Source organism: Streptacidiphilus sp. P02-A3a (genome assembly GCF_014084105.1).
GTDB lineage: Bacteria > Actinomycetota > Actinomycetes > Streptomycetales > Streptomycetaceae > Streptacidiphilus.
In genome coordinates this window covers 7,833,441-7,855,714 of sequence record NZ_CP048289.1, presented here as the reverse complement: position 1 = coordinate 7,855,714, position 22,274 = coordinate 7,833,441, and the positions used below count along the sequence as shown (strand labels likewise).

The 22,274-nt window shown below is 72.7% G+C and carries 27 protein-coding genes; 20 read left to right on the top strand and 7 right to left on the bottom strand.

Annotated elements, in window-relative coordinates; genetic code table 11:
- Nucleotides 1–5: 5 nt before the first annotated feature.
- Together GXP74_RS33035 and GXP74_RS33030 are read left to right on the top strand one after the other, a co-directional pair.
- Nucleotides 6–275, top strand: a complete 270-nt coding sequence (locus GXP74_RS33035; protein ID WP_182454929.1) for a hypothetical protein — start codon at nt 6–8, stop codon at nt 273–275.
- 131 nt (nt 276–406) lie between these two features.
- Nucleotides 407–1,090: an HU family DNA-binding protein gene (locus GXP74_RS33030; protein ID WP_182454928.1), complete on the top strand. Its 684-nt coding sequence runs from the start codon at nt 407–409 to the stop codon at nt 1,088–1,090.
- A 105-nt stretch (nt 1,091–1,195) separates the two neighbouring features.
- On the opposite strand, the gene GXP74_RS33025 is transcribed toward GXP74_RS33030, so the two are convergent.
- A complete protein-coding gene (locus GXP74_RS33025) occupies nt 1,196–1,399 on the bottom strand; it encodes a hypothetical protein (protein ID WP_182454927.1) in 204 nt (67 codons plus the stop codon).
- 9 nt (nt 1,400–1,408) lie between these two features.
- Entirely contained in the window at nt 1,409–2,128 is a 720-nt protein-coding gene (cofC, locus tag GXP74_RS33020) for a 2-phospho-L-lactate guanylyltransferase (protein ID WP_182454926.1), read from the bottom strand.
- A gap of 136 nt (nt 2,129–2,264) precedes the next feature.
- Here cofC and GXP74_RS33015 point away from each other — a divergent pair, with 136 nt between their 5' ends.
- The 3 genes from GXP74_RS33015 to GXP74_RS33005 all read left to right on the top strand — a co-directional run bounded on the left by GXP74_RS33015 (nt 2,265) and on the right by GXP74_RS33005 (nt 5,401).
- Complete coding sequence (locus GXP74_RS33015) at nt 2,265–3,044, top strand: 1-acyl-sn-glycerol-3-phosphate acyltransferase (RefSeq protein WP_182454925.1); 780 nt, start codon at nt 2,265–2,267, stop codon at nt 3,042–3,044.
- Nucleotides 3,041–4,045 (top strand): NAD(P)H-dependent glycerol-3-phosphate dehydrogenase, encoded by a 1,005-nt coding sequence (locus GXP74_RS33010; protein ID WP_182454924.1) that lies wholly within the window; start codon nt 3,041–3,043, stop codon nt 4,043–4,045. The genes GXP74_RS33015 and GXP74_RS33010 overlap by 4 nt, the downstream gene beginning before the upstream one ends.
- A 192-nt stretch (nt 4,046–4,237) precedes the next feature.
- Nucleotides 4,238–5,401, top strand: a complete 1,164-nt coding sequence (locus GXP74_RS33005) for a D-alanine--D-alanine ligase family protein (protein WP_182454923.1) — start codon at nt 4,238–4,240, stop codon at nt 5,399–5,401.
- 63 nt (nt 5,402–5,464) lie between these two features.
- Here GXP74_RS33005 and GXP74_RS33000 read toward each other — a convergent pair whose 3' ends face one another.
- The 3 genes from GXP74_RS33000 to GXP74_RS32990 all read right to left on the bottom strand — a co-directional run bounded on the left by GXP74_RS33000 (nt 5,465) and on the right by GXP74_RS32990 (nt 7,215).
- Complete coding sequence (locus GXP74_RS33000; RefSeq protein ID WP_182454922.1) at nt 5,465–6,292, bottom strand: toxin-antitoxin system, toxin component; 828 nt, start codon at nt 6,290–6,292, stop codon at nt 5,465–5,467.
- Nucleotides 6,293–6,436: 144 nt separating this feature from the next.
- Nucleotides 6,437–6,961, bottom strand: a complete 525-nt coding sequence (locus GXP74_RS32995) for a DUF3515 domain-containing protein (protein WP_182454921.1) — start codon at nt 6,959–6,961, stop codon at nt 6,437–6,439.
- A 20-nt stretch (nt 6,962–6,981) separates the two neighbouring features.
- Nucleotides 6,982–7,215, bottom strand: coding sequence for an Lrp/AsnC family transcriptional regulator (locus tag GXP74_RS32990; RefSeq protein ID WP_182454920.1), 234 nt, complete (start codon nt 7,213–7,215; stop codon nt 6,982–6,984).
- A 244-nt stretch (nt 7,216–7,459) separates the two neighbouring features.
- Between GXP74_RS32990 and GXP74_RS32985 the strand changes: the two genes are divergently transcribed.
- The 3 genes from GXP74_RS32985 to thiD all read left to right on the top strand — a co-directional run bounded on the left by GXP74_RS32985 (nt 7,460) and on the right by thiD (nt 10,386).
- Nucleotides 7,460–8,422, top strand: a complete 963-nt coding sequence (locus GXP74_RS32985; RefSeq protein ID WP_182454919.1) for a thiamine-phosphate kinase — start codon at nt 7,460–7,462, stop codon at nt 8,420–8,422.
- A 76-nt stretch (nt 8,423–8,498) separates the two neighbouring features.
- Nucleotides 8,499–9,524, top strand: a complete 1,026-nt coding sequence (locus tag GXP74_RS32980) for an ATP-dependent 6-phosphofructokinase (RefSeq protein ID WP_182454918.1) — start codon at nt 8,499–8,501, stop codon at nt 9,522–9,524.
- Between the two features lie 28 nt (nt 9,525–9,552).
- The gene (thiD, locus tag GXP74_RS32975) at nt 9,553–10,386 is read left to right on the top strand and encodes a bifunctional hydroxymethylpyrimidine kinase/phosphomethylpyrimidine kinase (RefSeq protein WP_182454917.1); all 834 of its coding nucleotides are present in this window, start codon (nt 9,553–9,555) and stop codon (nt 10,384–10,386) included.
- Nucleotides 10,387–10,466: 80 nt separating this feature from the next.
- On the opposite strand, the gene rpmB is transcribed toward thiD, so the two are convergent.
- Complete coding sequence (rpmB, locus tag GXP74_RS32970) at nt 10,467–10,652, bottom strand: 50S ribosomal protein L28 (protein WP_035846000.1); 186 nt, start codon at nt 10,650–10,652, stop codon at nt 10,467–10,469.
- A 309-nt stretch (nt 10,653–10,961) separates the two neighbouring features.
- Between rpmB and GXP74_RS32965 the strand changes: the two genes are divergently transcribed.
- The 10 genes from GXP74_RS32965 to mutM all read left to right on the top strand — a co-directional run bounded on the left by GXP74_RS32965 (nt 10,962) and on the right by mutM (nt 20,632).
- On the top strand, nt 10,962–12,686 hold the full coding sequence (locus GXP74_RS32965; protein ID WP_182454916.1) for a DAK2 domain-containing protein: 1,725 nt from the start codon (nt 10,962–10,964) through the stop codon (nt 12,684–12,686).
- Nucleotides 12,687–12,788: 102 nt separating this feature from the next.
- Nucleotides 12,789–14,972 (top strand): ATP-dependent DNA helicase RecG, encoded by a 2,184-nt coding sequence (recG, locus tag GXP74_RS32960; RefSeq protein WP_182454915.1) that lies wholly within the window; start codon nt 12,789–12,791, stop codon nt 14,970–14,972.
- A gap of 126 nt (nt 14,973–15,098) precedes the next feature.
- Nucleotides 15,099–15,629 carry a hypothetical protein gene (locus GXP74_RS32955; RefSeq protein ID WP_182454914.1) on the top strand — a complete coding sequence of 177 codons (531 nt, stop codon included), beginning with the start codon at nt 15,099–15,101 and terminating at the stop codon, nt 15,627–15,629.
- Nucleotides 15,630–15,722: 93 nt separating this feature from the next.
- Nucleotides 15,723–16,310: a 16S rRNA (guanine(966)-N(2))-methyltransferase RsmD gene (gene rsmD / locus GXP74_RS32950; protein WP_182454913.1), complete on the top strand. Its 588-nt coding sequence runs from the start codon at nt 15,723–15,725 to the stop codon at nt 16,308–16,310.
- 50 nt (nt 16,311–16,360) lie between these two features.
- Complete coding sequence (gene coaD, locus GXP74_RS32945; protein ID WP_182456799.1) at nt 16,361–16,858, top strand: pantetheine-phosphate adenylyltransferase; 498 nt, start codon at nt 16,361–16,363, stop codon at nt 16,856–16,858.
- 61 nt (nt 16,859–16,919) lie between these two features.
- Nucleotides 16,920–18,029: a cell division initiation protein gene (locus GXP74_RS32940; RefSeq protein WP_370468490.1), complete on the top strand. Its 1,110-nt coding sequence runs from the start codon at nt 16,920–16,922 to the stop codon at nt 18,027–18,029.
- A gap of 139 nt (nt 18,030–18,168) precedes the next feature.
- Entirely contained in the window at nt 18,169–18,807 is a 639-nt protein-coding gene (locus GXP74_RS32935) for a DUF177 domain-containing protein (protein WP_370468489.1), read from the top strand.
- A gap of 2 nt (nt 18,808–18,809) precedes the next feature.
- On the top strand, nt 18,810–18,983 hold the full coding sequence (rpmF, locus tag GXP74_RS32930) for a 50S ribosomal protein L32 (RefSeq protein ID WP_030263933.1): 174 nt from the start codon (nt 18,810–18,812) through the stop codon (nt 18,981–18,983).
- A 19-nt stretch (nt 18,984–19,002) separates the two neighbouring features.
- Nucleotides 19,003–19,740 (top strand): ribonuclease III, encoded by a 738-nt coding sequence (rnc, locus tag GXP74_RS32925; RefSeq protein ID WP_182454911.1) that lies wholly within the window; start codon nt 19,003–19,005, stop codon nt 19,738–19,740.
- A gap of 10 nt (nt 19,741–19,750) precedes the next feature.
- On the top strand, nt 19,751–20,632 hold the full coding sequence (gene mutM, locus GXP74_RS32920; RefSeq protein WP_182454910.1) for a bifunctional DNA-formamidopyrimidine glycosylase/DNA-(apurinic or apyrimidinic site) lyase: 882 nt from the start codon (nt 19,751–19,753) through the stop codon (nt 20,630–20,632).
- 13 nt (nt 20,633–20,645) lie between these two features.
- Here mutM and GXP74_RS32915 read toward each other — a convergent pair whose 3' ends face one another.
- Nucleotides 20,646–21,251, bottom strand: a complete 606-nt coding sequence (locus GXP74_RS32915; protein ID WP_182454909.1) for a CAP domain-containing protein — start codon at nt 21,249–21,251, stop codon at nt 20,646–20,648.
- A gap of 139 nt (nt 21,252–21,390) precedes the next feature.
- Between GXP74_RS32915 and GXP74_RS32910 the strand changes: the two genes are divergently transcribed.
- Complete coding sequence (locus GXP74_RS32910) at nt 21,391–21,669, top strand: acylphosphatase (protein WP_182454908.1); 279 nt, start codon at nt 21,391–21,393, stop codon at nt 21,667–21,669.
- 349 nt (nt 21,670–22,018) lie between these two features.
- The gene (locus GXP74_RS32905) at nt 22,019–22,222 is read left to right on the top strand and encodes a hypothetical protein (protein WP_182454907.1); all 204 of its coding nucleotides are present in this window, start codon (nt 22,019–22,021) and stop codon (nt 22,220–22,222) included.
- Nucleotides 22,223–22,274 lie beyond the last annotated feature (52 nt).

Genomic DNA, 22,274 nt, shown 5'->3' with positions numbered 1-22,274 from the left:
AGTGCATGAGCCCGGTCCACCAGCCCTCCCCCGACCCCGAACCGGGGGAGTCGTCGGAGGCCGAGTTCTATGCGTTCTTGGCCGAACGACTGCGGCAGGCACACGCCCGTGTGCGTGCGCTCGATGCGTCGGATGCCGCCAAGGCGTCGCTCACTCGCTCGCTGCTCCGGATCACCGAGGCAGCGAAACGCGATCTCCCGGACGCGGCAGGGAGGTTGGCGCGCTTCATGGAGGAGCTGGACGGCGGGCAGTTGCCGCAGCCGCCCGCTCACTGAAAGCCGAATCCATTGCGACACAAGGGTGATTCGCCCGTTTGGTAATTGAAATGCCGTATATACATGCCTAACGTGCGAAATGCCCGGATCAAATCCGAATCATCCGGGCACCGGTTTCTGAAGGGGAAGACGTGAACAAGGCGCAGCTTGTTGAAGCGGTGGCCGAGCAGCTGGGTGGCCGTCGCGCCGCCGCAGAAGCAGTGGACGCTGTGCTCGACACCATCGTCCGCGCGGTCACTGCCGGGGAGCGGGTGTCGGTCACCGGCTTCGGCACCTTCGAGAAGGTCGACCGCTCGGCTCGGTTCGCTCGCAACCCGCAGACGGGCGAGCGGGTCAAGGTGAAGAAGACCGCAGTGCCCCGCTTCCGTCCGGGCCAGGGCTTCAAGGACCTGGTCAGTGGCTCCAAGAAGCTGCCGAAGACCGGTCCCTCGGTGAAGAAGGCCCCCAAGGGCTCGCTCACGCCGGGCAAGAGCGGCATGGTGGCGCCGGCCGGCTCGCCCGCCGCGAAGAAGGCGGCGGCGAAGAAGACCGTGACCGCGAAGAAGACCACGCCCACGGTGAAGAAGGCGGCGGCCAAGAAGGCGGCTCCGGCGACCAAGGCGGCGGCCACCGCGCCCGCCAAGACGGCGGCCAAGAAGACCACGGCGAAGAAGACCTCCGCCGCGGTCAAGGCTCCGGCCAAGAAGACCGTGACCGCCTCGGCCACCCGCCCGGCGGCGAAGACCACGGCCGCCGCGGCCAAGAAGACCACGGCGGCGGCGGCGAAGAAGACCACCGCCCGCAAGGCTCCGGCGAAGCGTGTCGCCAAGAGCTGAACCAGTGGTGCAGTACCAGTAGTGACCGCAGGGCGCTGGTGCGCGGGCCGGGCTCCGGGAAACCCCGGACCCGGCCCGCGCCGCGTCCGCGGCGCCGACAGGCCTTCAGAAGGTCTGCAGTGTCACCAGCGTGATCCGCCGCCGCGGACCGTCGCCCTCGGTCTCGATCCGCACCCGCTGGCCGACCCGCAGCAGCCGCAGGCCGCCCGCGTCGAAGGCGGCGGCGTCGAACGGCACCGCGGTGCCGTCGTCGAGCAGCACCGAACCGCTGCGGCTGTCGGGGGAGTACGTGAACGCTGTGGCCTGCATGACCCCAGGTTAGACCGTCCGGCAGGGCCGTTCCGTGCCCGGCCGGGAGCCGACCAGCGCCGACAGCGCGGTGGTGCGCGGCCCGGTCCCCAGACCCAGCGCCACCCGCAGGTCCTGCGGGGTGTCCACGTCCCGCCGCAGCGAGGGGACGTCCGGCAGCGTCAGTTCCCGGGCCCCGGCGGCGGCGTGGCGCAGCCGGGAGGCGCCGCCGAAGGCGGGAGCCAGCGCGACCCCGGGACCGGCGGTCAGCAGGGTGGTGCCCACGCCCTGGGTGTCGGCCAGGAAGGCGCGCGGGTGCCCGGCGGCGGCCCGCAGCACCCGCCCGAGTTCCAGCGGGCGCAGCGCGGGCAGATCGGCCGACATCGCGGCGACCGCGGTCGCGCCGTGCCGGGCCCGGGCCACCTCCGCGCCGTGCCGCAGCGCCGCGTTGAGCCCGGCCCCGGGCTCGTCCGGGACCACCAGCGCGCCGAGCGCGGCCAGTTCCGCCGCCGCCAGCGGATCGTCGGTGACCACCAGCAATCGGCCCACCTCGGCGCAGCGCAGCGCGGCGGTGGCGGTGTCCACGGCGAAGGCCAGCGCCAGCCCTGGCCGCAGCGGGCCGGTCGCCGACGCCAGTCTGCTCTTGGCCAGGGCCAGCGGCTTCAGCGGCAGGACCAGCGTCCAGGGCGGGGAGTCCGCGTGGGCCGGGGCGTCCGGCGGCGGGGGAGGGCGGGTGTCCACCCGGTTCATTCTGCACCGCCCGCGGTACCGCCTGAGAAGGCTGGGGCGGGGGTGCCTCGACAGTCTGTCGAGGCAGGGGAGACACTTGTACGGTCTTTCATGTGGTGGACAATCATGCAGTGATGGATTGCGAGGAGGAGTTCGCGTGCCCGGCAGCAGTACCAAGGCGGCCCGACGCCAGTACGGTTTCTGGTACCGCCTCGCGGCGGTGATCGGCAAGCCCCCGCTGTTCCTGCTGACCAAGCGCGACTGGCAGGGCTACGAGAACTTCCCGAAGACCGGCGGTTTCATCACCGCGGTCAATCACAACTCGTACCTGGACCCGCTGATCTACGGCCACTACCAGTACGACTCCGGGCGCCCGGCGCGGTTCCTCGGCAAGTCCGGGGTGTTCTCGGTGCCGATCATCGGCCGGATCCTGCACGGCAGCGGCCAGATCCCGGTGTACCGCGGGTCCACCGACGCGGCGCACGCGTTCCGGGCCGCCGTGGCGGCGGTGGAGGCGGGCGAGTGCGTGGCCTTCTACCCGGAGGGGACGCTCACCCGCGACCCGGAGATGTGGCCGATGACCGGGAAGACCGGCGCGGCCCGGGTGGCGCTGATGACCGGCGCGCCGGTGATCCCGGTGGCCCACTGGGGCGCGCACGAGATCATGCCCCGCTACGCCAAGGGCGGTCGCGGCGACCGCCGGTTCAAGCCCTTCCCCCGGCACACGGTGCGGGTGGTGGCGGGCCCGCCGGTCGATCTGAGCGCCTTCGCGGGCAAGGACCTCAACGCCAAGGTGCTGCGCGAGGCGACCGAGGTGATCATGGACGGGATCACCGCGCTGCTGGAGGACATCCGCGGCGAGAAGGCACCCGCCGTACGCTACGACGTGCAGCGTGCCGCGGCCGAGCGGCGCAAGGAGAGGGAGGCCGGTCGGTGACGACCCGTACCGCCGTGTTCGGGACCGGGTCCTGGGGCACCGCTTTCGCCATGATCCTGGCCGACGCGGGCTGCGAGGTCAGGCTGTGGGGCCGCCGTCCGGAACTGGTCGACGCCATCAACGCGACCGGGACCAACCCCGACTACTTCCCCGGGGTGGAACTCCCGGCCGGGATCAGGGCCACCGCCGACGCCGCCGAGGCCGCCGAGGGCGCGCAGTTCGCGGTGCTCGCCGGTACCTCGCAGACGCTGCGGGCCAGCCTCGGCCGCTGGGCCCCGGCGATCGGCCCGGACACGGTGCTGGTCAGCCTGATGAAGGGGGTCGAACTCGGCACCGCCAAGCTGATGAGCGAGGTGATCGCCGAGGTCGCGGGCGCCGGGCCGGAACGGATCGCGGTGGTCTCCGGACCCAACCTGGCTCCGGAGATCGTCCGCCGCCAGCCCGCCGCCAGCGTGGTCGCCTGCGCCGACGAGGAGGTCGCCAAGCGGCTCCAGTCGGCCTGCCACACCGGCTACTTCCGCCCGTACACCAGCGTCGACGTGGTCGGCTGCGAGCTCGGCGGCGCGGTCAAGAACGTGATCGGGCTGGCCGTGGGCATCGCCGACGGCATGGGCCTCGGCGACAACGCCAAGGCCTCGCTGATCACCCGGGGACTGGCCGAGACCACCAGGCTGGGCCTGGTGCTCGGGGCCGACCCGTACACCTTCGCCGGACTGGCCGGGATGGGCGACCTGGTGGCCACCTGCTCCTCGCCGCTGTCCCGCAACCACACCTTCGGCAGCAATCTGGGGCGCGGGATGACCCTCCAGGAGACCATCGCCGCCACCAAGCAGACGGCGGAGGGGGTGAAGTCCTGCGAGTCGGTGCTGGACCTCGCCCGCAGGCACGGGGTGGACATGCCGATCACCGAGACCGTGGTGGACGTCGTCCACGGCGGCAAGCCGCCGCTGGTCGCGGTGAAGGAGCTGATGTCCCGCTCGGCCAAACCCGAGCGGCGCTGAACCCGAGCGGCGCTGAACCCGAGCGGCGCTGAACCCGAGCGGCGCTGAACCCGAGCGGCGCTGAACCCGAGCGGCTCCGCGTCCGAGCGGCGCTGAGCAGCGCCTTCGCGGGCGATTGGGCCGGGCGGCCGTCGCCCGACTGCCCGCCCGCCAGGACGCCGCCGGGAGCGGCCGGGTAGTCTCCATCGGAATATGAGCACTGAGCACACCTCCCCAGTCCCCGTGCCCGCCGCAGCGGGCGCCCACCGCAAGCCGCGGGTCGCGATCGTCTTCGGCGGACGCAGCTCCGAGCACGCCATCTCGGTCTCCACGGCGGGCAGTGTGCTGCGCGCCATCGACCGTGCCGCCTACGAGGTGCTGCCGATCGGCATCGCCACCGACGGCCGCTGGGCGCTCACCGCCGACGAGCCCGCCCGGATGGCGATCACCGACGGCCGCCTGCCCTCCGTCGACGACCTGGCCGAGTCGGCCGACGGACAGGTCAACCTGCCCGCCAGCCCCGTCGACCGGGGCCTGGTCTACACCGAGCCCGGCGCCGTCCCCAAGGCCCTCGGCGAGGTCGACGTGGTCCTCCCGCTGCTGCACGGCCCCTGGGGCGAGGACGGCACCGTCCAGGGCCTGCTGGAGCTCTCCGGGGTGCCCTACGTCGGCTCCGGGGTGCTCTCCAGCGCCGTCGGCATGGACAAGGAGTACACCAAGCGGGTGCTGGCCTCGTTCGGGCTGCCGGTCGGCCCGTACACCGTGGTCCGCCCGCGCGAGTGGGCCGACGAGGCCGCCCGCCCGGCGGTCCGGGCCCGGGTCGCCGAGCTCGGCTTCCCGGTGTTCGTGAAGCCCGCCCGGGCCGGGTCCAGCATCGGCATCAGCCGGGTCACCGTGCTGGAGGACCTGGACGCGGCCATCGCCGAGGCGCGTCGGCACGACCCCAAGGTGATCATCGAAGCCGGTCTGGTCGGCCGCGAACTGGAGTGCGGCGTCCTGGAGTTCGAGGACGGCCCGCGGGCCAGCCTGCCGGCCGAGGTGCTGGTGGGCGAGGGCTACGACTTCTACGACTTCGAAGCCAAGTACATCGACTCCAGCGACGTCCGGATCCCGGCCGCGCTCACCGAGGACGAGACCGCCCGGCTGCGCGCCCTGGCCGTCGAGGTGTTCGAGGCGCTGGCCTGCGAGGGCCTGGCCCGGGTCGACGTGTTCCTGCTGGAGGACGGCTCGTTCGTGGTGAACGAGATCAACACCATGCCGGGGTTCACCCCGATCTCGGCCTTCCCCCGGATGTGGGAGGCCACCGGCATCCCCTACCCGGAGCTGATCGACCGGCTGCTCCGGTCCGCGCTGCGCCGCTCCACCGGCCTGCGCTAGCACCGGGCGCGGGCACACCGCGGCCCGGCTCCCCTCGGGGGCCGGGCCGCGGTGCCGTCCGGATCAGCTGTAGTCCACCAGGCAGAGCACGAACTCGTCGCTGCCCTGCTGCTGGGTGTAGGACACGGAGGTGGACTGCGGGCAGCCGCTGTCGCTGGTGGTGTCGCTGAGCTTGTCGACCACCTTGTAGGCGCCCGGCGCGCAGGCCGTCACATGCACGTTCGGGTTGGCGTCGGTGCCCTGGTTCCGCACGCAGTCGCCCACCGAGGCGTAGCGCGGGTCGCTGGACGAGGCGGTGATCCCGTAGAGCACCAGCCCGATCACCGCCAGCGGCACCAGCAGCCCGATCGCGCCGGGCCGCAGCAGCACCGGCCGCCCCAGCGGCAGCGGCTGCCGGGAGCCGGGGCCGGGCTGCGCCAGCGCCTTGAACCTGCGGTAGGCGAACGCGTTCTGGATCAGCGTGAACGGCGTCCGGAAGAACGACTGGGCGCCCCACCAGCCCTGGATCAGGGTCTCCGCGGAGAGCGTGCGGACGGTGGCGATGCCACAGGTGCGGCAGAACGGGCCGCTCTGCCGACGCCACTGCATCATCAGCACCATGCCGCGGTGCGCCCGCACGGTGGCGTCCGCCGAGGGCTGCGCCCCGCAGAAGCGGCAGCCCAGGCCGGTCTGCGGGTGCTGCGGCAGCGGCTGCTGCGGCTGTTGGTACGGCTGCTGGTACGGCTGCTGGTACGGCTGCTGGTACGGCTGCGGCGGGGCCTGGAACTGCGGCTGCGGCGGGTACTGCGGGGGGTACGGGCTGCCCTGGGCGGGGACCTGGTCGGCGTAGGGGTTCCCGGGAACGGGCTGGGCGTACGGATTGCCCGGGGCAGGCTGGGGCGGGGTGGTCATCGGTGCTACCTCGTCGCAGGAGTGTCTGAACTGTTCGAAGCTGGGTGTTCGAACGTGCGGACCCTACCGACCCCCGCCGACACCGGCTCGCGGCCCGCTGATCGGTTGCCGAGCCGTTATACGGCCGGGGTGGACCACCGCGGCTCAGGAGCAGTCGAACGCCACGCCCGGGTCGGTGCTCGCCGGATCGGTCTTCCGCAGCGGCGCGCCCAACTCCGGCAGCGGGTAGTCCTGGCCCGCGTACGCGCCCGGGACGTCCAGCTCGACGAAGGTCTGCTGCTTGACCGTGGTGAACACGTAGCCGCCGCCGCTGGTCGGCTGGGTGAGCCAGCACATGCCGCTGGAGTCGATCATCACGGTCTGGGTCTCGTGCGGGTCGTACTCCGGCGAGGCCGGGTTCATCGGTCCCGGCTCGGGGACCCCGCAGCGCAGCGTGATCGCCGGGCTGCCCCAGGCGGCGGTGTTGTCGGAGTCCGGTGTGGTGCTGCGGCGCTCGCGTCCCATCAGCGTCCGCGGCAGCTGCGCCCGCAGCGCCCGGCACTGCGCACTGGTGGCACCGGTGGTCGTCGGCGCGGACACCCGCACCGCGTCCGAGCAACCGCCCAGCAGCGCCATTGCGGCTGCGACGGTTGCGGGCAGGAAGACGAAACGCCTGGTGGAGGTGCGCACCAAGCGATGGTAGAGGGCGACTACAGGTTGACCACCGGGCAGGTCAGGGTCCGCGTGATCCCCTCGACCTGCTGGATCCGCGCCACCACCAGTCTGCCCAGGTCATCCACCGTGTCGGCCTCGGCACGGACGATGACATCGTAGGGGCCGGTGACGTCCTCGGCCTGGATCACTCCGGCGATCTCGGAGATCAGCTCGGCCACGGCGGTCGCCTTGCCTACCTCGGTCTGGATCAGGATGTATGCCTTTACCACGGTGGACCCCCAAGCGGCTCGGTGCGGGATCGTACTGGTGTGCTCTTTCCAGGGTGCGTCCTCCCGGGGTGGTGCGCCCCAGGAGCTCGCCACGCTATCGCGGCGCGTACCACCAGGGGGAGCCCCCCGACACTCTTCAGGGCGTACGCTGCGCGCGGGGAGCGTACCGGCCCGACCCGTGCGGCCGACCCCGGCAGTCACCCCGGACCGGCCCCCACAGCCGGCACTCTCAGGAAGGACGCAGATGCAGGGCACCGTCGGCGAGCTCGGCGAGTTCGGACTGATCCGGCAGCTGACCTCCAGGCTGCCGCGGACCGCCGCGGTGGAACTAGGACCGGGCGACGACGCGGCCGTCGTGGCCGCCCCCGACGGCCGGGTGGTCGCCACCACGGACGTCCTGCTGGAGGGCCGCCACTTCCGCCGGGACTGGTCCACGGCCTACGACGTGGGCCGCAAGTCCGCGGCACAGAACCTCGCCGACATCGCGGCGATGGGCGCCACCCCCACCGCGCTGCTGCTCGGCCTGGTCGCCCCGGCCGACCTGCCGGCCACCTGGGCGCTGGAGCTGATGGACGGCATCCGGGACGAGTGCCAGGTCGCGGGCGCGGCCGTGGTCGGCGGCGACGTGGTTCGCGGCGACACCATCACCGTCGCCATCACCGCGCTCGGCGACCTCCAGGGCCGCCCCCCGGTGACCCGCTCCGGCGCCCGCCCCGGCGACCTGGTCGCGGTCACCGGCTGGCTCGGCTGGTCCGCCGCCGGGCTGACCGTGCTCTCCCGGGGCTTCCGCTCGCCGCGGGCCTTCGTCGAGGCGCACCGCCGCCCGGAGCCGCCGTACCACGCGGGCCCCGCCGCCGCCCGGCTCGGCGCCACCTCGATGATCGACGTCAGCGACGGCCTGGTGGCCGACCTGGGCCACGTCGCGGCGGCCAGCGCGGTCCACATAGACCTGCGGGCGGCCGACTTCGACATCCCCGCGCAGATGTCGGACATCGGCCAGGCCGTCGGCGTCGACCCGCTGAGCTGGGTGCTGTCGGGCGGTGAGGACCACGCGCTGGTCGCCACCTTCCCGCCGGACACCCACCTGCCGTCGCGCTGGCGGGTGGTGGGCGAGGTCACCCGCCCGGCCGGGCTCTCCAAGACCGGCACGGTCACCGTCGACGGCGCCCCCTGGGACGCCGCGGGCGGCTGGGACCACTTCGGCTGACCCGAGGCGGGCGGAGCAGACCCGACCAGGGCCGGGCAGAGCCCCGCAAACCGGTCCTTTCTCATAAGCTGCACCCATGAGAATCGGAGTGCTGACCAGCGGCGGCGACTGCCCCGGACTCAACGCGGTGATCCGCTCGGTGGTGCACCGGGCGGTCGCCGACCACGACGACACCGTCATCGGCATCGAGGACGGCTTCCTCGGCCTGATCGAGGGCCGCGCCCGCCCGCTGGGCCTGGACGATGTCCAGGGCATCCTCACCCTGGGCGGCACCGTCCTCGGCTCCGCCAGGGTCGCCCGGGACCGGCTGCGCGAGGGCGTGGCCCGGGCCGGGGAACTGCGCCGGGCACTCGGCCTCGACGCCCTGGTCTGCATCGGCGGCGAAGGCACGCTGATCGCCGCCCAGCTGTTCAGCGAGGCCGGAATGCCGGTGGTGGCCGTGCCCAAGACCATCGACAACGACATCGACGCCACCGACGTCACCTTCGGCCACGACACCGCCGTCCACGTCGCCACCGAGGCCATCGACCGGCTGAAGACCACCGCCGAGTCACACCAGCGGGTGATGGTGGTCGAGCTCATGGGGCGGCACACCGGCTGGATCACCCTGCACGCCGGGATGGCCGGGGGCGCCCACGGCATCCTGATCCCGGAGCGGCCCTTCGACGTCGAGGAGGTCTGCCAGATGGTCGAGGAGCGCTTCGCGCGCGGCAAGAAGTTCGCCATCGTCGCCGTCGCCGAGGGCGCCGAACCCCGCCCCGGCACCATGCGCTTCGCCCACGGCAGCACCGACGCCTACGGGCACCAGCTGTTCGGCGGCATCGGCACCCGGCTCGCGGGCGAGATCGCCCAGTGGATCGGCAAGGAGTCCAAGCCGGTCATCCTCGGCCACGTCCAGCGCGGCGGCACCCCCACCGCCCAGGACCGGGTGCTCGCCACCCGCTTCGGCTGGCACGCGGTCGAGGCCGTGCACAAGGGCGCCTTCGGCCACATGACCGCGCTGCGCGGGACCGGGATCCAGCTGGTGCCGATCGCCGACGCGGTGACCCGGCTGAAGACCGTCCCGGAGATCCGCTGGACCGAGGCGGAGGCCGTGCTGTAGCCCGGAGCGGGGCAGATAGGTTGGATCCATGTCGAACGTTCCTCCCACCCCCTCGTCCGGGCCGGTCGCCCCGCCCCGCGTGCTCACCGTCGCCGGATCCGACTCCGGCGGCGGCGCGGGCATCCAGGCCGACCTGAAGACCATGCTGGCGCTCGGCGTCCACGGCATGAGCGTGATCACCGCCGTCACCGCGCAGAACTCCACCGGCGTCCAGGGCTACTGGGAGCTCCCGGCGGAGGCGGTCCGGGCCCAGTTCCGCAGCGTGGTGGACGACATCGGGGTGCAGGCGGTGAAGACCGGGATGCTGGCCTCCGCCGAACTCGTCGCGACCGTCGCCGAGCTGCTCGGCGGCCTGGACCCGGCGGTACCGGTGGTGGTCGACCCGGTCGGCGTCTCCAAGCACGGCGACGCGCTGCTCGCGGGCTCGGCGGTGTCGGTCCTGCGCGAGCGGCTGCTGCCGCTGGCCACCGTGGCCACCCCCAACCTGCACGAGGTGGCGCAGCTCACCGGGATCACCGTCACCGACGAGCGGGGCATGCCGGACGCCGCCCGGGCGCTGCGGGACCTCGGCGCCCGCTGGGCGCTGATCAAGGGCGGCCACCTGCCGGGGGAGGCGGCGGACCTGCTGCGCGGGCCCGACGGCGAACAGCACTGGTTCCGGGCCGAGCGCTACGACAACCGGCACACCCACGGCACCGGCTGCACCCTGGCCAGCGCCATCGCCTCACACCTGGCACTGGGCCTGCCGGTGCCGGAGGCGGTGGCCGCCGCCAAGGCGTACGTCACCGGCGCCATCGCGGGCGGCTTCGCCCTGGGCGCGGGCATCGGTCCGGTCGACCACGGCTGGCGGCAGCGCGGCTGAACCCGTCGGGGAAAGCAAAGCAGTGGGCCGGTCCACCTGAGGTGGACCGGCCCACTGCGAAGCCGAGGAAGGTGGCCGCGTCAGCGCGACACCTTGCCGGCCTTGATGCACGAGGTGCAGACGTTGAGCCGCTTCGGCGTCCGCCCAATCACAGCGCGCACCGTCTGGATGTTGGGGTTCCAACGACGACGGGTACGGCGGTGCGAGTGGGAGATGTTGTTGCCGAAGCCCGGCCCCTTGCCGCAGACGTCGCAGTTGGCAGCCACGGGAGTCACTCCAAAGACTTCAGATGCACTTACGTTGACAACCCCGGGTGGCGCGGAGGCCTGGTAGCGGTACCGCGCTGCTACCGGGGGTTGGCCCGGAGGGATCCGGGCAACCGGAGCAGCATACATGGGCTTGCTCCGTACAGCGAAACTACCACGACCTGGCCGGAAGCCCCGCATCCGGCCGCCGCGACCGGCCCCGGCTCCGAGCCGGATAACCTGCCCTGGAGCCCCGCCGCCCGCCCCGCCGTGCACCCACGCCGCCGTACCCAGGCCGCGTACCCAGTCGCGTCCCCAAGGAGACCCCAGGTGCTGGACACCCTCGACGCTCCGGCCGTACGCACCTGGTGCCGGCTCTCGCTGGCCGCGCTCGGCCAGGCCCGCGAGGAGATCAACGCGCTCAACGTCTTCCCGGTCCCGGACGGCGACACCGGCAGCAACCTCTACCTCACCGTGGAGTCCGCCGCCGAGGAGGTGGACCGGCTGTTCGCGACCGCCGGGAGCACCGGTACGCCGACCCCCGCCGACGCGCTGCGGGCGATGGCGCACGGCGCGCTGATCGGCGCCCGCGGCAACTCCGGGGTGATCCTGGCGCAGCTGCTGCGCGGCATCGCCGCCGCCTTCGCCGCCGACCCCGCCGCCGACGCGGCCACCCTGGCCCGGGCGCTGCGCCGGGCCGCCGACGCCGGGTACGAGGCGGTGGCCGCGCCGGTCGAGGGAACGGTCCTGACCGTCGCCGCCGCCGCGGCCGAGGCCGCCGAACTCGCCGTCGGGGCGGAGCCGGGCGCGGACCCCGGTCCGGACGCCGACTCCGGTCCGGACGCCGACTCCGGACCGCACCGCGGCCCGCGACCCGGCGCCGACCTCCCGGCCGTGGCCCAGGCCGCCTACGAGGCCTCCCGCGCCGCGCTGGCCCGGACCACCGCCCAGCTGCCCGCGCTGGGCGCGGCCGGAGTGGTGGACGCCGGCGGCCGGGGCCTGGTCGCGGTGCTCGGCGCGCTCGCCGACGCCGTCGGCGGCCACAGCCCGATGGGCCCGCTGGCCCTGGCCGGGACCCGCGCCGCCGAACCCGTCCCCACCGGGACGCACCGGTTCACCCCCGGCGGCCCCGGCTACGAGGTGGTCTACCTGCTCGACGCCGTCGACGACCGGCTGCCCGCGCTGCGGGCCGCGCTCGCCGAACTCGGCGACTCACTGGTGGTGGTCGGCGGCGACGGCCTGTGGAACGTCCACGTGCACGTGGACGACCCGGGCGCGGCCGTCGAGGCCGGGATCGGGGCCGGTCGCCCGCACCGGATCCGGATCACCCACTTCGCCAGCGCCGCCGCCCCGGCCGCCCCCGCCGGGTACGACGAGACCGACCCGGCCGCCAGCCCCCGCGGGGTGGTCAGCGTCGTCCACGGCCAGGGCATGGCCGGGCTGTGCGCCGACTCCGGCGCCACCGTGCTGCACGCCGACCCGGACCGCCGTCCGTCCAGCACCGAGCTGGCGGCGGCGATCCGCCGCGCCCGCGCCAGCGAGGTGGTGCTGCTGCTCAACGACACCGAACTGCGCCCGGCGGCCGGAGCCGCCGCCGAGCAGCTGCGCCGCGAGGGGGTGCGGGTCGCGGTGATCCCCACCCGCTCCCCGGTCCAGGGCCTGGCCGCGCTCGCCGTGCACGAGCCGGGCCGCCGCTTCGACGAGGACGTGGTCGCCATGACCTCCGCCGCCGGAGCCACCCGCTACGCCGAACTCGCCGTCGCCGAGGGGGAGTCCTGGACCATGGCCGGGGTCTGCCAGGCGGGCGACGTGCTCGGGCTGATCGACGGCGACGTCGCGGTGATCGGCTCGGAGACCGAGCGGACCGCGGCGACCGTGCTGGACCGGATGCTCGCGGCGGGCGGCGAACTGGTCACCCTGATCCTCGGCGAAGGCGTGCCGGAGGCGGTCGCCGAACACCTGGTGGCCCACGTCCGCCGGGCCAACCCGGTCGTCGACACCGTCGTCTACCGGGGCGACCAGGCGTCCTCGCCGCTGCTCATCGGCGTCGAGTGAGGCGCGTGAGTCGCGTGAGTCGCGTGAGCGGTTTGTCAGTGCCGTGCGGTAAGGCTGTGGTGACCGGGCTGTGCCTGTGAACCGAGTAAGGAGGTGGACGAGATGTCCGCGCTCGACGAACCCCTGAAGAAGCTCGTCGGCGGCCCGAGCGCCAAGGCCCTCGCCGACCACCTCGACCTGCACACCGTGGGCGACCTGCTGCACCACTACCCGCGCCGCTACGCCGAGCGCGGCGAACTCACCAGCCTGGACGAGCTGGTGCTGGACGAGCACGTCACGGTGATGGCCAGGATCGAGGAATCCCGGGTGATCCCGTTCCAGGGGCGCAAGGGCGACCGGCTGGAGGTGGTGGTCACCGACGGCCGCAGCCGGCTGCGGCTCACCTTCTTCAACCAGGCCCGCCGGGTGCACGAACTGCGGCCGGGCCGCCAGGGCCTGTTCGCGGGCAAGGTCGGCGTCTTCAACCGGATCCGGCAGCTGACCAACCCCGAGTACCAGCTGATGGACGAGGAGGACACCGACCTGGCCAGGCAGTTCGCCGGGCGGCTGATCCCGGTCTACCCGGCGGCGGCCAAGGTCCCCTCCTGGCGGATCGCCAAAGCCGTCGACGCACTCCTGGACACCTTCGTCTGGGACGAGCTGGACGACCCGCTGCCGGAGCCGCTGCGCCGTGACCGCGACCTGCTGCCGCTGCGGGACGCCCTGCAGCGGATCCACCGCCCGGCCAACCAGGCCGAGCGGGCGAGCGCCCAGGCCCGGCTGAAGTGGGACGAGGCGTTCGTGTTGCAGGTCGCCCTGGCCCGGCGCCGGGCCGCCGACAGCGCCCGCCCGGCCACCCCGCGGGTGCCGCGCGAGGGCGGCCTGCTGGACGCCTTCGACGCCCGGCTGCCGTTCACCCTGACCGACGGCCAACGCGCGGTCTCCGCCGAGATCTTCGCCGACCTGGCCCTGGAGCACCCGATGCACCGGCTGCTCCAGGGCGAGGTCGGCTCCGGCAAGACCCTGGTCGCGCTGCGGGCGATGCTGGCCGTGGTCGACTCCGGCGGCCAGGCGGCGCTGCTGGCGCCGACCGAGGTGCTGGCCCAGCAGCACCACCGCTCGATCGTGGAGATGATGGGCGACCTGGCCGAGCGCGGCCAGTTGGGCGGCTCCGACCTCGGCACCCGGGTGGCGCTGCTGACCGGCTCGATGGGCGTCGCCGCCCGCAAGCGCGCGCTGCTCGACCTGGTCACCGGCGAGGCCGGGATCGCCATCGGCACCCACGCCCTGATCGAGGACAAGGTGCTGTTCCACGACGACGACCTGGGCCTGGTGGTGGTCGACGAGCAGCACCGCTTCGGCGTCGAGCAGCGCGACGCGCTCCGGGCCAAGGCCGCCCGGCCGCCGCACCTGCTGGTGATGACCGCCACCCCGATCCCGCGCACGGTCGCGATGACCGTCTTCGGCGACCTGGAGACCTCGGTGCTGGACCAGCTCCCGGCCGGGCGCTCGCCGATCGCCACCCATGTGGTGCCCGCCCTGGAGAAGCCCAACTTCCTCGCCCGCGCCTGGGAGCGGGTCCGCGAGGAGGTCGCCTCGGGCCACCAGGCCTACGTGGTCTGCCCGCGGATCGGCGACGAGGAGGACCGGAAGGGCGCGGCCAAGGAGAAGCCGCCCGCCGGCGACGACCGGCGTCCGCCGCTGGCGGTGCTGGAGACCGCCGAACAGCTGGTCCGGGGCCCGCTGTCCGGGCTGCGGGTCGAGGTGCTGCACGGCAGGATGCCGCCGGACGCCAAGGACGACCTGATGCGCCGGTTCACCGCGGGCGCGGTGGACGTGCTGGTGGCCACCACCGTGATCGAGGTCGGCGTCAACGTCCCCAACGCCACCGCCATGGTGATCATGGACGCCGACCGGTTCGGCGTCTCCCAGCTGCACCAGCTGCGCGGCCGGGTCGGCCGGGGCTCCGCGCCCGGCCTGTGCCTGCTGGTCAGCGAGATGCCCGAGGCCGGCCCGGCCCGCCGCCGACTGGACGCGGTGGCCGCCACCCTGGACGGCTTCGAGCTGTCCCGGATCGACCTGGAGCAGCGCCGCGAGGGGGACGTCCTCGGCCAGGCCCAGTCCGGCGTGCGCTCCTCGCTGCGGGTGCTCTCGGTGCTGGACGACGAGGACGTGATCGCCGCCGCCCGGGAGGAGGCCGCCCGGGTGGTCGCCGCCGACCCGGAACTGACGGAGCATCCGGAACTCGCCGCCGCCCTGCGCAGCCTGGTCGACGAGGACCGCGCGGAGTACCTGGAGAAGGGCTGAGCAGTCGCTCGCCCACCCCCGATTGTCAGTGCCGCGCGCGACAATGGAGGTGTTCGGAAAGCCCGCGTCACCAGGGCTTTCCGCTCCCGCACGCACGCCGTCCACCGGACAACTGGGGGCACTCGCATGGCATTCCGTCACCTCAACGAGCTTCCGCTCGGCGACAAGGTCTTCCGCATCGAACTCAGCAGCGAGGACGACCGCGAGGTCGTCGTCAACTTCACCGGCTGGCGCGAGGGCCACGCCGCCGAGCCCATCGCCTCCGGCCGGCTGCGGCTGCCGGTGGAGGACGTCCCCTCGCTGCGCATCGCCTTCAACCGGGCGCTGCGGGCGCTGGCGATCGTCGCCGACGTCTCCGAGCCCATCCCCGACCGCGACGTGCTGCGCGAGCTCTACCCCGGACACGGCGCCCCCTGGGTGCCGGTGCACGAGGAGGAACTGCTGCGCCGGTTCCACGACAACGAGACCGTGGCCCGGATAGCGGCCCGCTTCGGCCGCACACCCGACTCCGTGCGCACCAAGCTGCGTGAGCTCGGTCACGACCCGCGCCGCCCCGAGTACTGCCCGCCCGACGGCTGCCTGTCCTGGTCCCGCTACGCCTCCCCGACGCTGCTCGGCGCGGCGGGCGAGCCCGGCGGCGCGGCACCCGGGGCCTGACCGGCGCGCGGTCGCCCGCCACGCCGGTCCGCACCGGCTGCGGATAGCGTGGTGGGCGACCGCGTCAGCACCGCACCGCAAGGACCGAAACTCATGACCCGCGTGATCGCCGGATCAGCCCGTGGCCGCAACCTGGCCGTCCCCCCGGGCGAGGGCACCCGCCCGACCTCCGACCGCGCCCGCGAGGGCCTGTTCTCCAGCTGGGAGGCCCAGCGCGGCTCGCTGGCCGGGGCCCGGGTGCTCGACCTGTTCGCCGGGTCCGGCGCGGTCGGGCTGGAGGCCCTGTCCCGGGGGGCGGCCCACGCGCTGCTGGTCGAGGCGGACCAGGCGGCGGTGAAGGCGATCCTGGCCAACGTCCGCACCCTGGGCCTGTCAGGGGCCGAGGTGCGCCCGGGCCAGGTGGAGAAGGTGCTGGCGGGGGAGCCCCCGCTGGCCCGCTACGACACGCTGTTCCTGGACCCGCCGTATGCCGTCACCGACGACGCGGTGCGCGAGATCCTGATCACACTCGGTTCCCGTGGGTGGCTCGCCGACGGGACGATTGTCACCGTGGAGCGCGGCACCCGGGGCGGCGAGTTCGCCTGGCCCGCCGGGTTCAGGCCGCTCCGCGCCCGACGCTACGGCGAGGCCACACTCTGGCACGGCCGCGCCGACGCCGACGGAACCGACAGTGTCGTCTGAGTTCCCCACCGAGTGAATGAGGTATCGCCGTGTCTGCCAGCAATGATGCTGTGGGTCGTCGGGACGCCCGCCGTGCTGTCTGTCCGGGTTCGTTCGACCCGATCACCAACGGGCACCTCGACATCATCGAGCGGGCGTCCCGCCTCTACGACGTGGTCCATGTCGCGGTCGCGGTCAACAAGTCCAAGCGCGGCCTGTTCACGGTCGAGGAGCGGATCGAGATGATCGAGGAGGTGTCCGCGCCCTACGGCAACGTCGTGGTGGAGTCCCACCACGGGCTGCTGGTGGACTTCTGCCGGGAGCGCGGCATCCCGGCCATCGTGAAGGGCCTGCGCGCCGTCAGCGACTTCGACTACGAGTTGCAGATGGCGCAGATGAACCACGGACTGTCCGGCGTCGAGACGCTGTTCGTGCCGACCAGCCCGACCTGGAGTTTCATCTCCTCCTCGCTGGTCAAGGAGGTCGCGGCGTACGGGGGCGATGTGTCCCATCTCGTACCGGAGACGGTCTACTCGCGGCTGGTCGGGCGGCTCGCGGATCAGCGCTAGCGCAGTAGAGTTCGTGCTTCCACTCCATTGCCTCCTCTGGAAGACGTGAGCTCAGGTGGACGTGCAGCAGAAGCTTGACGAGATCACCGCGACGGTCGAGAACGCGAGATCCATGCCGATGTCGGCGTCGATCGTGGTGAACAAGTCCGAGATGGCCGCGATGCTGGCCGAGCTGCGGGAGGCCCTGCCGACCGAGCTCGCGCAGGCCCAGCAGACGGTGGAGCAGGGCGACCAGGTCGTCGAGGAGGCCCGCCGCGAGGCCGAGCGGATCATCGCCGCCGCCCACGAGGAGCGCGCGCGGCTGGTCGCCGGAACCGACCTGGTGGTCCGGGCCCAGGCCGAGGCCGACCGGCTGCTCGCCGAGGCCCGCGCGGAGTCCGAGGAGGAGCGCCGCGAGGCCGACGACTACGTCGACAGCAAGCTGGCGAACTTCGAGGTGGTGCTCACCAAGACGCTGGGCGCGCTCGGCCGCGGCCGGGCGAAGCTGCGCACCGGCGGCATGCCGGTCGAGGGCGAGGACGGCGAGGAGTTCGCCCAGGACGCCTTCCACTCGCCGAGCCCCGAGGTCGACGACTACGTCGACGTCAAGCTGGCGGCGCTGGAGACCGCGCTGGGCAAGACCCTGGAGGCGGTCGGCCGGGGCCGGGACAAGCTCCTCGGCAAGCGGCCGATCGACGACCTGGGCGCCTACCTGGAGGCCGCCGACCACGCCTCCGGGGTCACCGTGCACGGCGACCGGCACTCCGCCGTCGCCGCCGAGCTCGCCTCGGCCGGGCTGCTGCCGGAGCCGGACGCCGCTCAGGAGCACGCCGGTCAGGAGCACCCCGGCCAGCAGCAGCCCGAGTACTGGCCGCCGCAGCAGCCGCAGCTGGACCCGAACGGCTACCCGTACCAGCAGGAGTACCAGCTCCAGGGCCAGTTGCAGCCGCAGCAGGCCCAGTCCGGCTACGAGCAGCAGCAGCCCGGCTACGACGCCTACGGCTACCAGCAGCCGCAGCCGGGCTACGACCCGTACGCCTATCCGCAGCAGCCTGAGTACGACCCGTACGTCCAGCCGCAGCCGCACCTGCCGCAGCAGCAGCAGGGCCAGGGGCTCGACGAGACCAGCTTCTTCGACACCGGTTTCATCGATGTCAGCAAGCTGCGCGAGTTCGGCGGATACCAGCAGTAGCGCCGTCGGCGGCGGACCCGGGACCCGCGAGTTGGGCCCCGGTCCACCCTTCCGGTACTCTGACGTCTCCGGCCTGTTCAGTGCCGGGGATTGTCGGCTGCCCCGCCCCGGGTTCTCGTATCCGGGTGCCCGTAGCTCCGTGCACCGTAGAGAGCAGGAAACCCTGAACCGCCTCGACCACCGCGACCCGCTCGTGTTCGATACACACGAGCTCGGGCGGCGGCCTGGTTCGATGCGCAAGGTTTCCCGTTCCCTCCCGGCGCCCGAGGGCCTCGGTATCGAGGTCATCGGCGTCCCCGAAGGAAGCACTGTCGAGCTGGACCTCCGACTGGAGGCAGTCGTCGAAGGCGTACTCATCACGGGTACGGTCAAGGGCGGGCTCAAGGGCGAGTGTGTGCGCTGCCTGGAACCGATCGAGCAGAAGCTCGACGCGGACTTCCAGGAGCTCTACTACTACCCCGAGGGCACGAACCGCTTCGCGACCGCCGAAGAGGAAGAGGACGAAGAAGCCTCCCGGCTTGAGGGCGAGCTGTTCGACCTTGAGCCGGTGCTGCGTGACGCGGTGGTGCTCGCACTGCCGCTGCAGCCGGTGTGCCAGGAAGACTGCCTGGGCCTGTGCTCCGAGTGCGGAGCACGGCTCACGGACGACCCGGACCACCACCACGACGCCGTCGACCCCCGGTGGGCGGCTCTGCAGGGACTCTCGGCCCCATCCATCGAGGCCGGAAGCAACGACAGCGGTACCCGTGAGGGTGCTGCCGAGAACCAGGAGAAGTAGCCGTGGCTGTTCCGAAGCGGAAGATGTCGCGCAGCAACACGCGCCACCGCCGTTCGCAGTGGAAGGCTGCGGTCCCCGCCCTGGTGGCTTGCGACCGCTGCCACGAGCCCAAGCTGGGCCACATCGCGTGCCCGAGCTGCGGCACGTACAACCGCCGTCAGGTCCTGTCGGTCTGATCGGCTGGTGACCAACACGATGTCAGCGTCTGCGTCGCAACACGCCGACACCGCGTACGCCGTGCTGGAGGGACGGCTCGGGTACACACTTGAGCCGGCCCTCCTGGTACGTGCGCTCACTCACCGCTCGTACGCGTACGAGAACGGTGGTCTGCCCACCAACGAGCGCCTGGAGTTCCTGGGCGACTCGGTGCTGGGTCTGGTGGTGACGGACACCCTCTACCGCATCCACCCCGACCTTCCGGAAGGGCAGCTCGCGAAGCTGCGCGCCGCGGTGGTCAACTCGCGCGCCCTCGCCCAGGTCGCGCGCGGACTCGACCTCGGGTCCTTCATCAGCCTCGGGCGCGGCGAGGAGGGCACCGGTGGACGGGACAAGTCCTCCATCCTCGCGGACACCCTTGAGGCGATCATCGGCGCGGTCTACCTGGACCAGGGCCTGAGCGCCGCCGATGAACTGGTGCACCGCCTGTTCGACCCGCTGATCGAGGAGTCCTCGAACCTCGGCGCCGGACTGGACTGGAAGACCAGCCTGCAGGAGCTCACCGCCTCGGTGGGCATCGGCGTCCCCGAGTACGTCGTCTCGGAGTCCGGCCCCGACCACGAGAAGACCTTCATCGCCGCCGCTCGCGTGGCCGGCGAGGACTACGGCACGGGCACCGGCCGGTCCAAGAAGGAAGCCGAGCAGAAGGCCGCGCAGAACGCCTGGACCGCGATCCGGGAGAAGCACAGCGACGGCAGCACGTCCACGAGCGAGTAAGGCCGCCACCATGCCCGAGCTGCCCGAGGTCGAGGTGGTCCGCCGAGGGCTCGACCGCTGGGTCAGCGGCCGTACCGTCAGCTCGGTGCTGGTCTACCACCCGCGTGCGGTCCGGCGGCACGCCGCCGGTCCGGACGACTTCGCGGCGCAGCTCGCCGGGCGGGTGCTCGGCGCCGCCCAGCGCCGCGGCAAGTACCTGTGGCTGCCGCTGCCGGGCACCGGCAGCTCGCTGATCGGCCACCTCGGCATGAGCGGGCAGCTGCTGGTGCAGCCGCAGGACGCCCCCGCCGAGACCCACCTGCGGGTCCGCTTCCGCTTCGCCGACGACCAGGGCACCGAGCTGCGCTTCGTCGACCAGCGCACCTTCGGCGGCCTGGCGGTCGAGGAGGCCGACCCGAGCGACCCCGATTCGGCTCCGCTGTCGCTCGGCCACATCGCCCGCGACCCGCTCGACCCGCGCTTCGACGACACCGCCTTCCTGGCGGCGCTGCGCCGCCGCGGCAGCGGGGTGAAGCGCAACCTGCTGGACCAGTCGCTGATCAGCGGCGTCGGCAACATCTACGCCGACGAGGCGCTGTGGCGCGCGAAGCTCCACTACGAGCGCCCCGCCGACACCCTCACCCGGCCCCAGGCCGCGCTGCTGCTGGCCTCCGCCCGGGACGTCATGTCGGCGGCGCTGGCGGTCGGCGGCACCAGCTTCGACAGCCTCTACGTGAACGTCAACGGCGAGTCCGGGTACTTCTCCCGGGCCCTGGACGCCTACGGCCGCGAGGGACTGCCCTGCAACCGCTGCGCGACCCCGATGCGCCGCTCCGCCTGGATGAACCGCTCCAGCTACCACTGCCCCCGCTGCCAGCGACTGCCGCGCCAGAGCGGCGTGGCGTCCCGCTAGCCGTCCGCGCGGGTCAGTAGCCGAAGTCCTGGGTCCACCAGGGCCCGCCGTCGCCGTAGTACACGCCCACCCCGAGCGAGTGGAAGCGGCAGTCGAGGATGTTCGCCCGGTGCTTGGAGCTGTTCATCCAGGCGTCCATCACCGCCCGCGGCGTCGGCTGGCCCACGGCTATGTTCTCGCCGCCGAAGTCGGATATCCCCATGTCCTTGGCCCGGTCCCAGGGGGTGCGCCCGGCCGGGTCGGTGTGGCTGAAGAAGTTCTCGGTGCCCATCTCGGCGCTGTAGTCCGTCGCCATCCGGTTCAGCCGGGACGAGGCGCTGAGCGCGCCGCAGCGGTGCTCCGAGCGCTGCGTGTTCACCAGTGTCAGTACCTGCCGCTGGGCGGAGTCGGCCTGGGTGTCCACCGCCGGAGCCAGCCGCACCCCGGTCACCGGAGCCGCCGCGGCCGGAACTGCCGCCGCGAACGGCGCCCCGGCCGCCAGCGCCGTCCCGCACAGCGCCGCCACTATCCGCGGCGCCCGGCCGCTGGTCCGTCTGGTCCGTCCGGTCCGCTGCCCGGCCCGTCGGCCGGGGGTGTGATCCCCGCAGGATCCGTGTGCGCTGCATGCGTGTCGAGACATGGCTGGTCGTCCCTCCCAGGCCTGCTGGCCGGACAGTTACGGCATGGCCACCCGTCAGGGCGCTCCATGGGGAGCGTAGGGCATGTCCGGCGGTGCGTGCGGGGAAAGTCCGTACCCGGTGTGATGCGAGAATCGGCGCATGAGTGAGCAGGTCCGGATGACCGCGTGGGTGCGCGGGGTGGTGCAAGAGGTGGGTTTCCGCTGGTGGACGCGGTCCCGGGCGCTGGAGATAGGGCTCCTCGGCTACGCCTCCAACCTCGGCGACGGCCGGGTGCAGGTGGTCGCTGAGGGCGCGCGGGAGCAGTGCGAGCGCCTGCTCGATCTGCTGCGCTCTGGCGACACGCCCGGCCGGGTCGACGGTGTCACCGAGATATGGGGCCCTACGGAGGCCCGCTACCAGGGCTTCGAGATCCGCTGACGGTACCGCCCCCGACCGGTCCGCACATGTTCACCGAACGTGTGTATCACGCTTGCGCTTCCGGCCAGCTCATGGTTGACTCCGCATCGAGCAGTGATCGCCCGGCCACCGGTCGTGACACGGTTGCTCGCAGTGTGGGTGAACCACTGCGGATGCCGGGCGGGCGACGTCGCACGCTGTGATCGTGTTGACCCTTTTCGCGTTTGGTGAGACGCTGGAAACCCGCGCACCCGGACGTACAGCCCAAGGCTTTCGCCCCTTCAGCCTTGCCAGGGCTGCGCAGCGAGTGCGTACCCCAACACGACCCCACCTTCATTGGTCGGTCACTCAGCGTGGAGGACCATTCATCATGGCAAAGGCGCTTCTCGGCTACGTCGGCGGACCTGACCCCCGCGTGCTCTCCGAGATGCGGCGTCTCCAGCAGCGTGTCCAGGACCTGGAATCCGAGCTCATGCGGATGCAGGCCGAGAACGACGCGCTGTCGGCCGTCGCGGAACACGAGCAGCTGCTCCGCAGCATCGACGTGCCCCAGGCAGTGCCCGCCTACTCCTGATCTCCGCAGATCAGGGCGGCGGAGCTGCCACCCCCGCAAGTCCGCTACTCCG

Excerpts from the sequence above, each read along its gene's own strand:
- GXP74_RS33035 (WP_182454929.1), top strand. The coding sequence starts at position 6 with ATGAGCCCGGTCCACCAGCCCTCCCCCGACCCCGAACCGGGGGAGTCG.
- GXP74_RS33025 (WP_182454927.1), bottom strand. The coding sequence starts at position 1,399 with ATGCAGGCCACAGCGTTCACGTACTCCCCCGACAGCCGCAGCGGTTCG.
- cofC (WP_182454926.1), bottom strand. The coding sequence starts at position 2,128 with ATGAACCGGGTGGACACCCGCCCTCCCCCGCCGCCGGACGCCCCGGCC.
- GXP74_RS33005 (WP_182454923.1), top strand. The coding sequence starts at position 4,238 with ATGAGCACTGAGCACACCTCCCCAGTCCCCGTGCCCGCCGCAGCGGGC.
- GXP74_RS33000 (WP_182454922.1), bottom strand. The coding sequence starts at position 6,292 with ATGACCACCCCGCCCCAGCCTGCCCCGGGCAATCCGTACGCCCAGCCC.
- GXP74_RS32985 (WP_182454919.1), top strand. The coding sequence starts at position 7,460 with ATGCAGGGCACCGTCGGCGAGCTCGGCGAGTTCGGACTGATCCGGCAG.
- GXP74_RS32980 (WP_182454918.1), top strand. The coding sequence starts at position 8,499 with ATGAGAATCGGAGTGCTGACCAGCGGCGGCGACTGCCCCGGACTCAAC.
- thiD (WP_182454917.1), top strand. The coding sequence starts at position 9,553 with ATGTCGAACGTTCCTCCCACCCCCTCGTCCGGGCCGGTCGCCCCGCCC.
- recG (WP_182454915.1), top strand. The coding sequence starts at position 12,789 with ATGTCCGCGCTCGACGAACCCCTGAAGAAGCTCGTCGGCGGCCCGAGC.
- GXP74_RS32955 (WP_182454914.1), top strand. The coding sequence starts at position 15,099 with ATGGCATTCCGTCACCTCAACGAGCTTCCGCTCGGCGACAAGGTCTTC.
- rsmD (WP_182454913.1), top strand. The coding sequence starts at position 15,723 with ATGACCCGCGTGATCGCCGGATCAGCCCGTGGCCGCAACCTGGCCGTC.
- rnc (WP_182454911.1), top strand. The coding sequence starts at position 19,003 with ATGTCAGCGTCTGCGTCGCAACACGCCGACACCGCGTACGCCGTGCTG.
- mutM (WP_182454910.1), top strand. The coding sequence starts at position 19,751 with ATGCCCGAGCTGCCCGAGGTCGAGGTGGTCCGCCGAGGGCTCGACCGC.
- GXP74_RS32915 (WP_182454909.1), bottom strand. The coding sequence starts at position 21,251 with ATGTCTCGACACGCATGCAGCGCACACGGATCCTGCGGGGATCACACC.
- GXP74_RS32910 (WP_182454908.1), top strand. The coding sequence starts at position 21,391 with ATGAGTGAGCAGGTCCGGATGACCGCGTGGGTGCGCGGGGTGGTGCAA.
- GXP74_RS32905 (WP_182454907.1), top strand. The coding sequence starts at position 22,019 with ATGGCAAAGGCGCTTCTCGGCTACGTCGGCGGACCTGACCCCCGCGTG.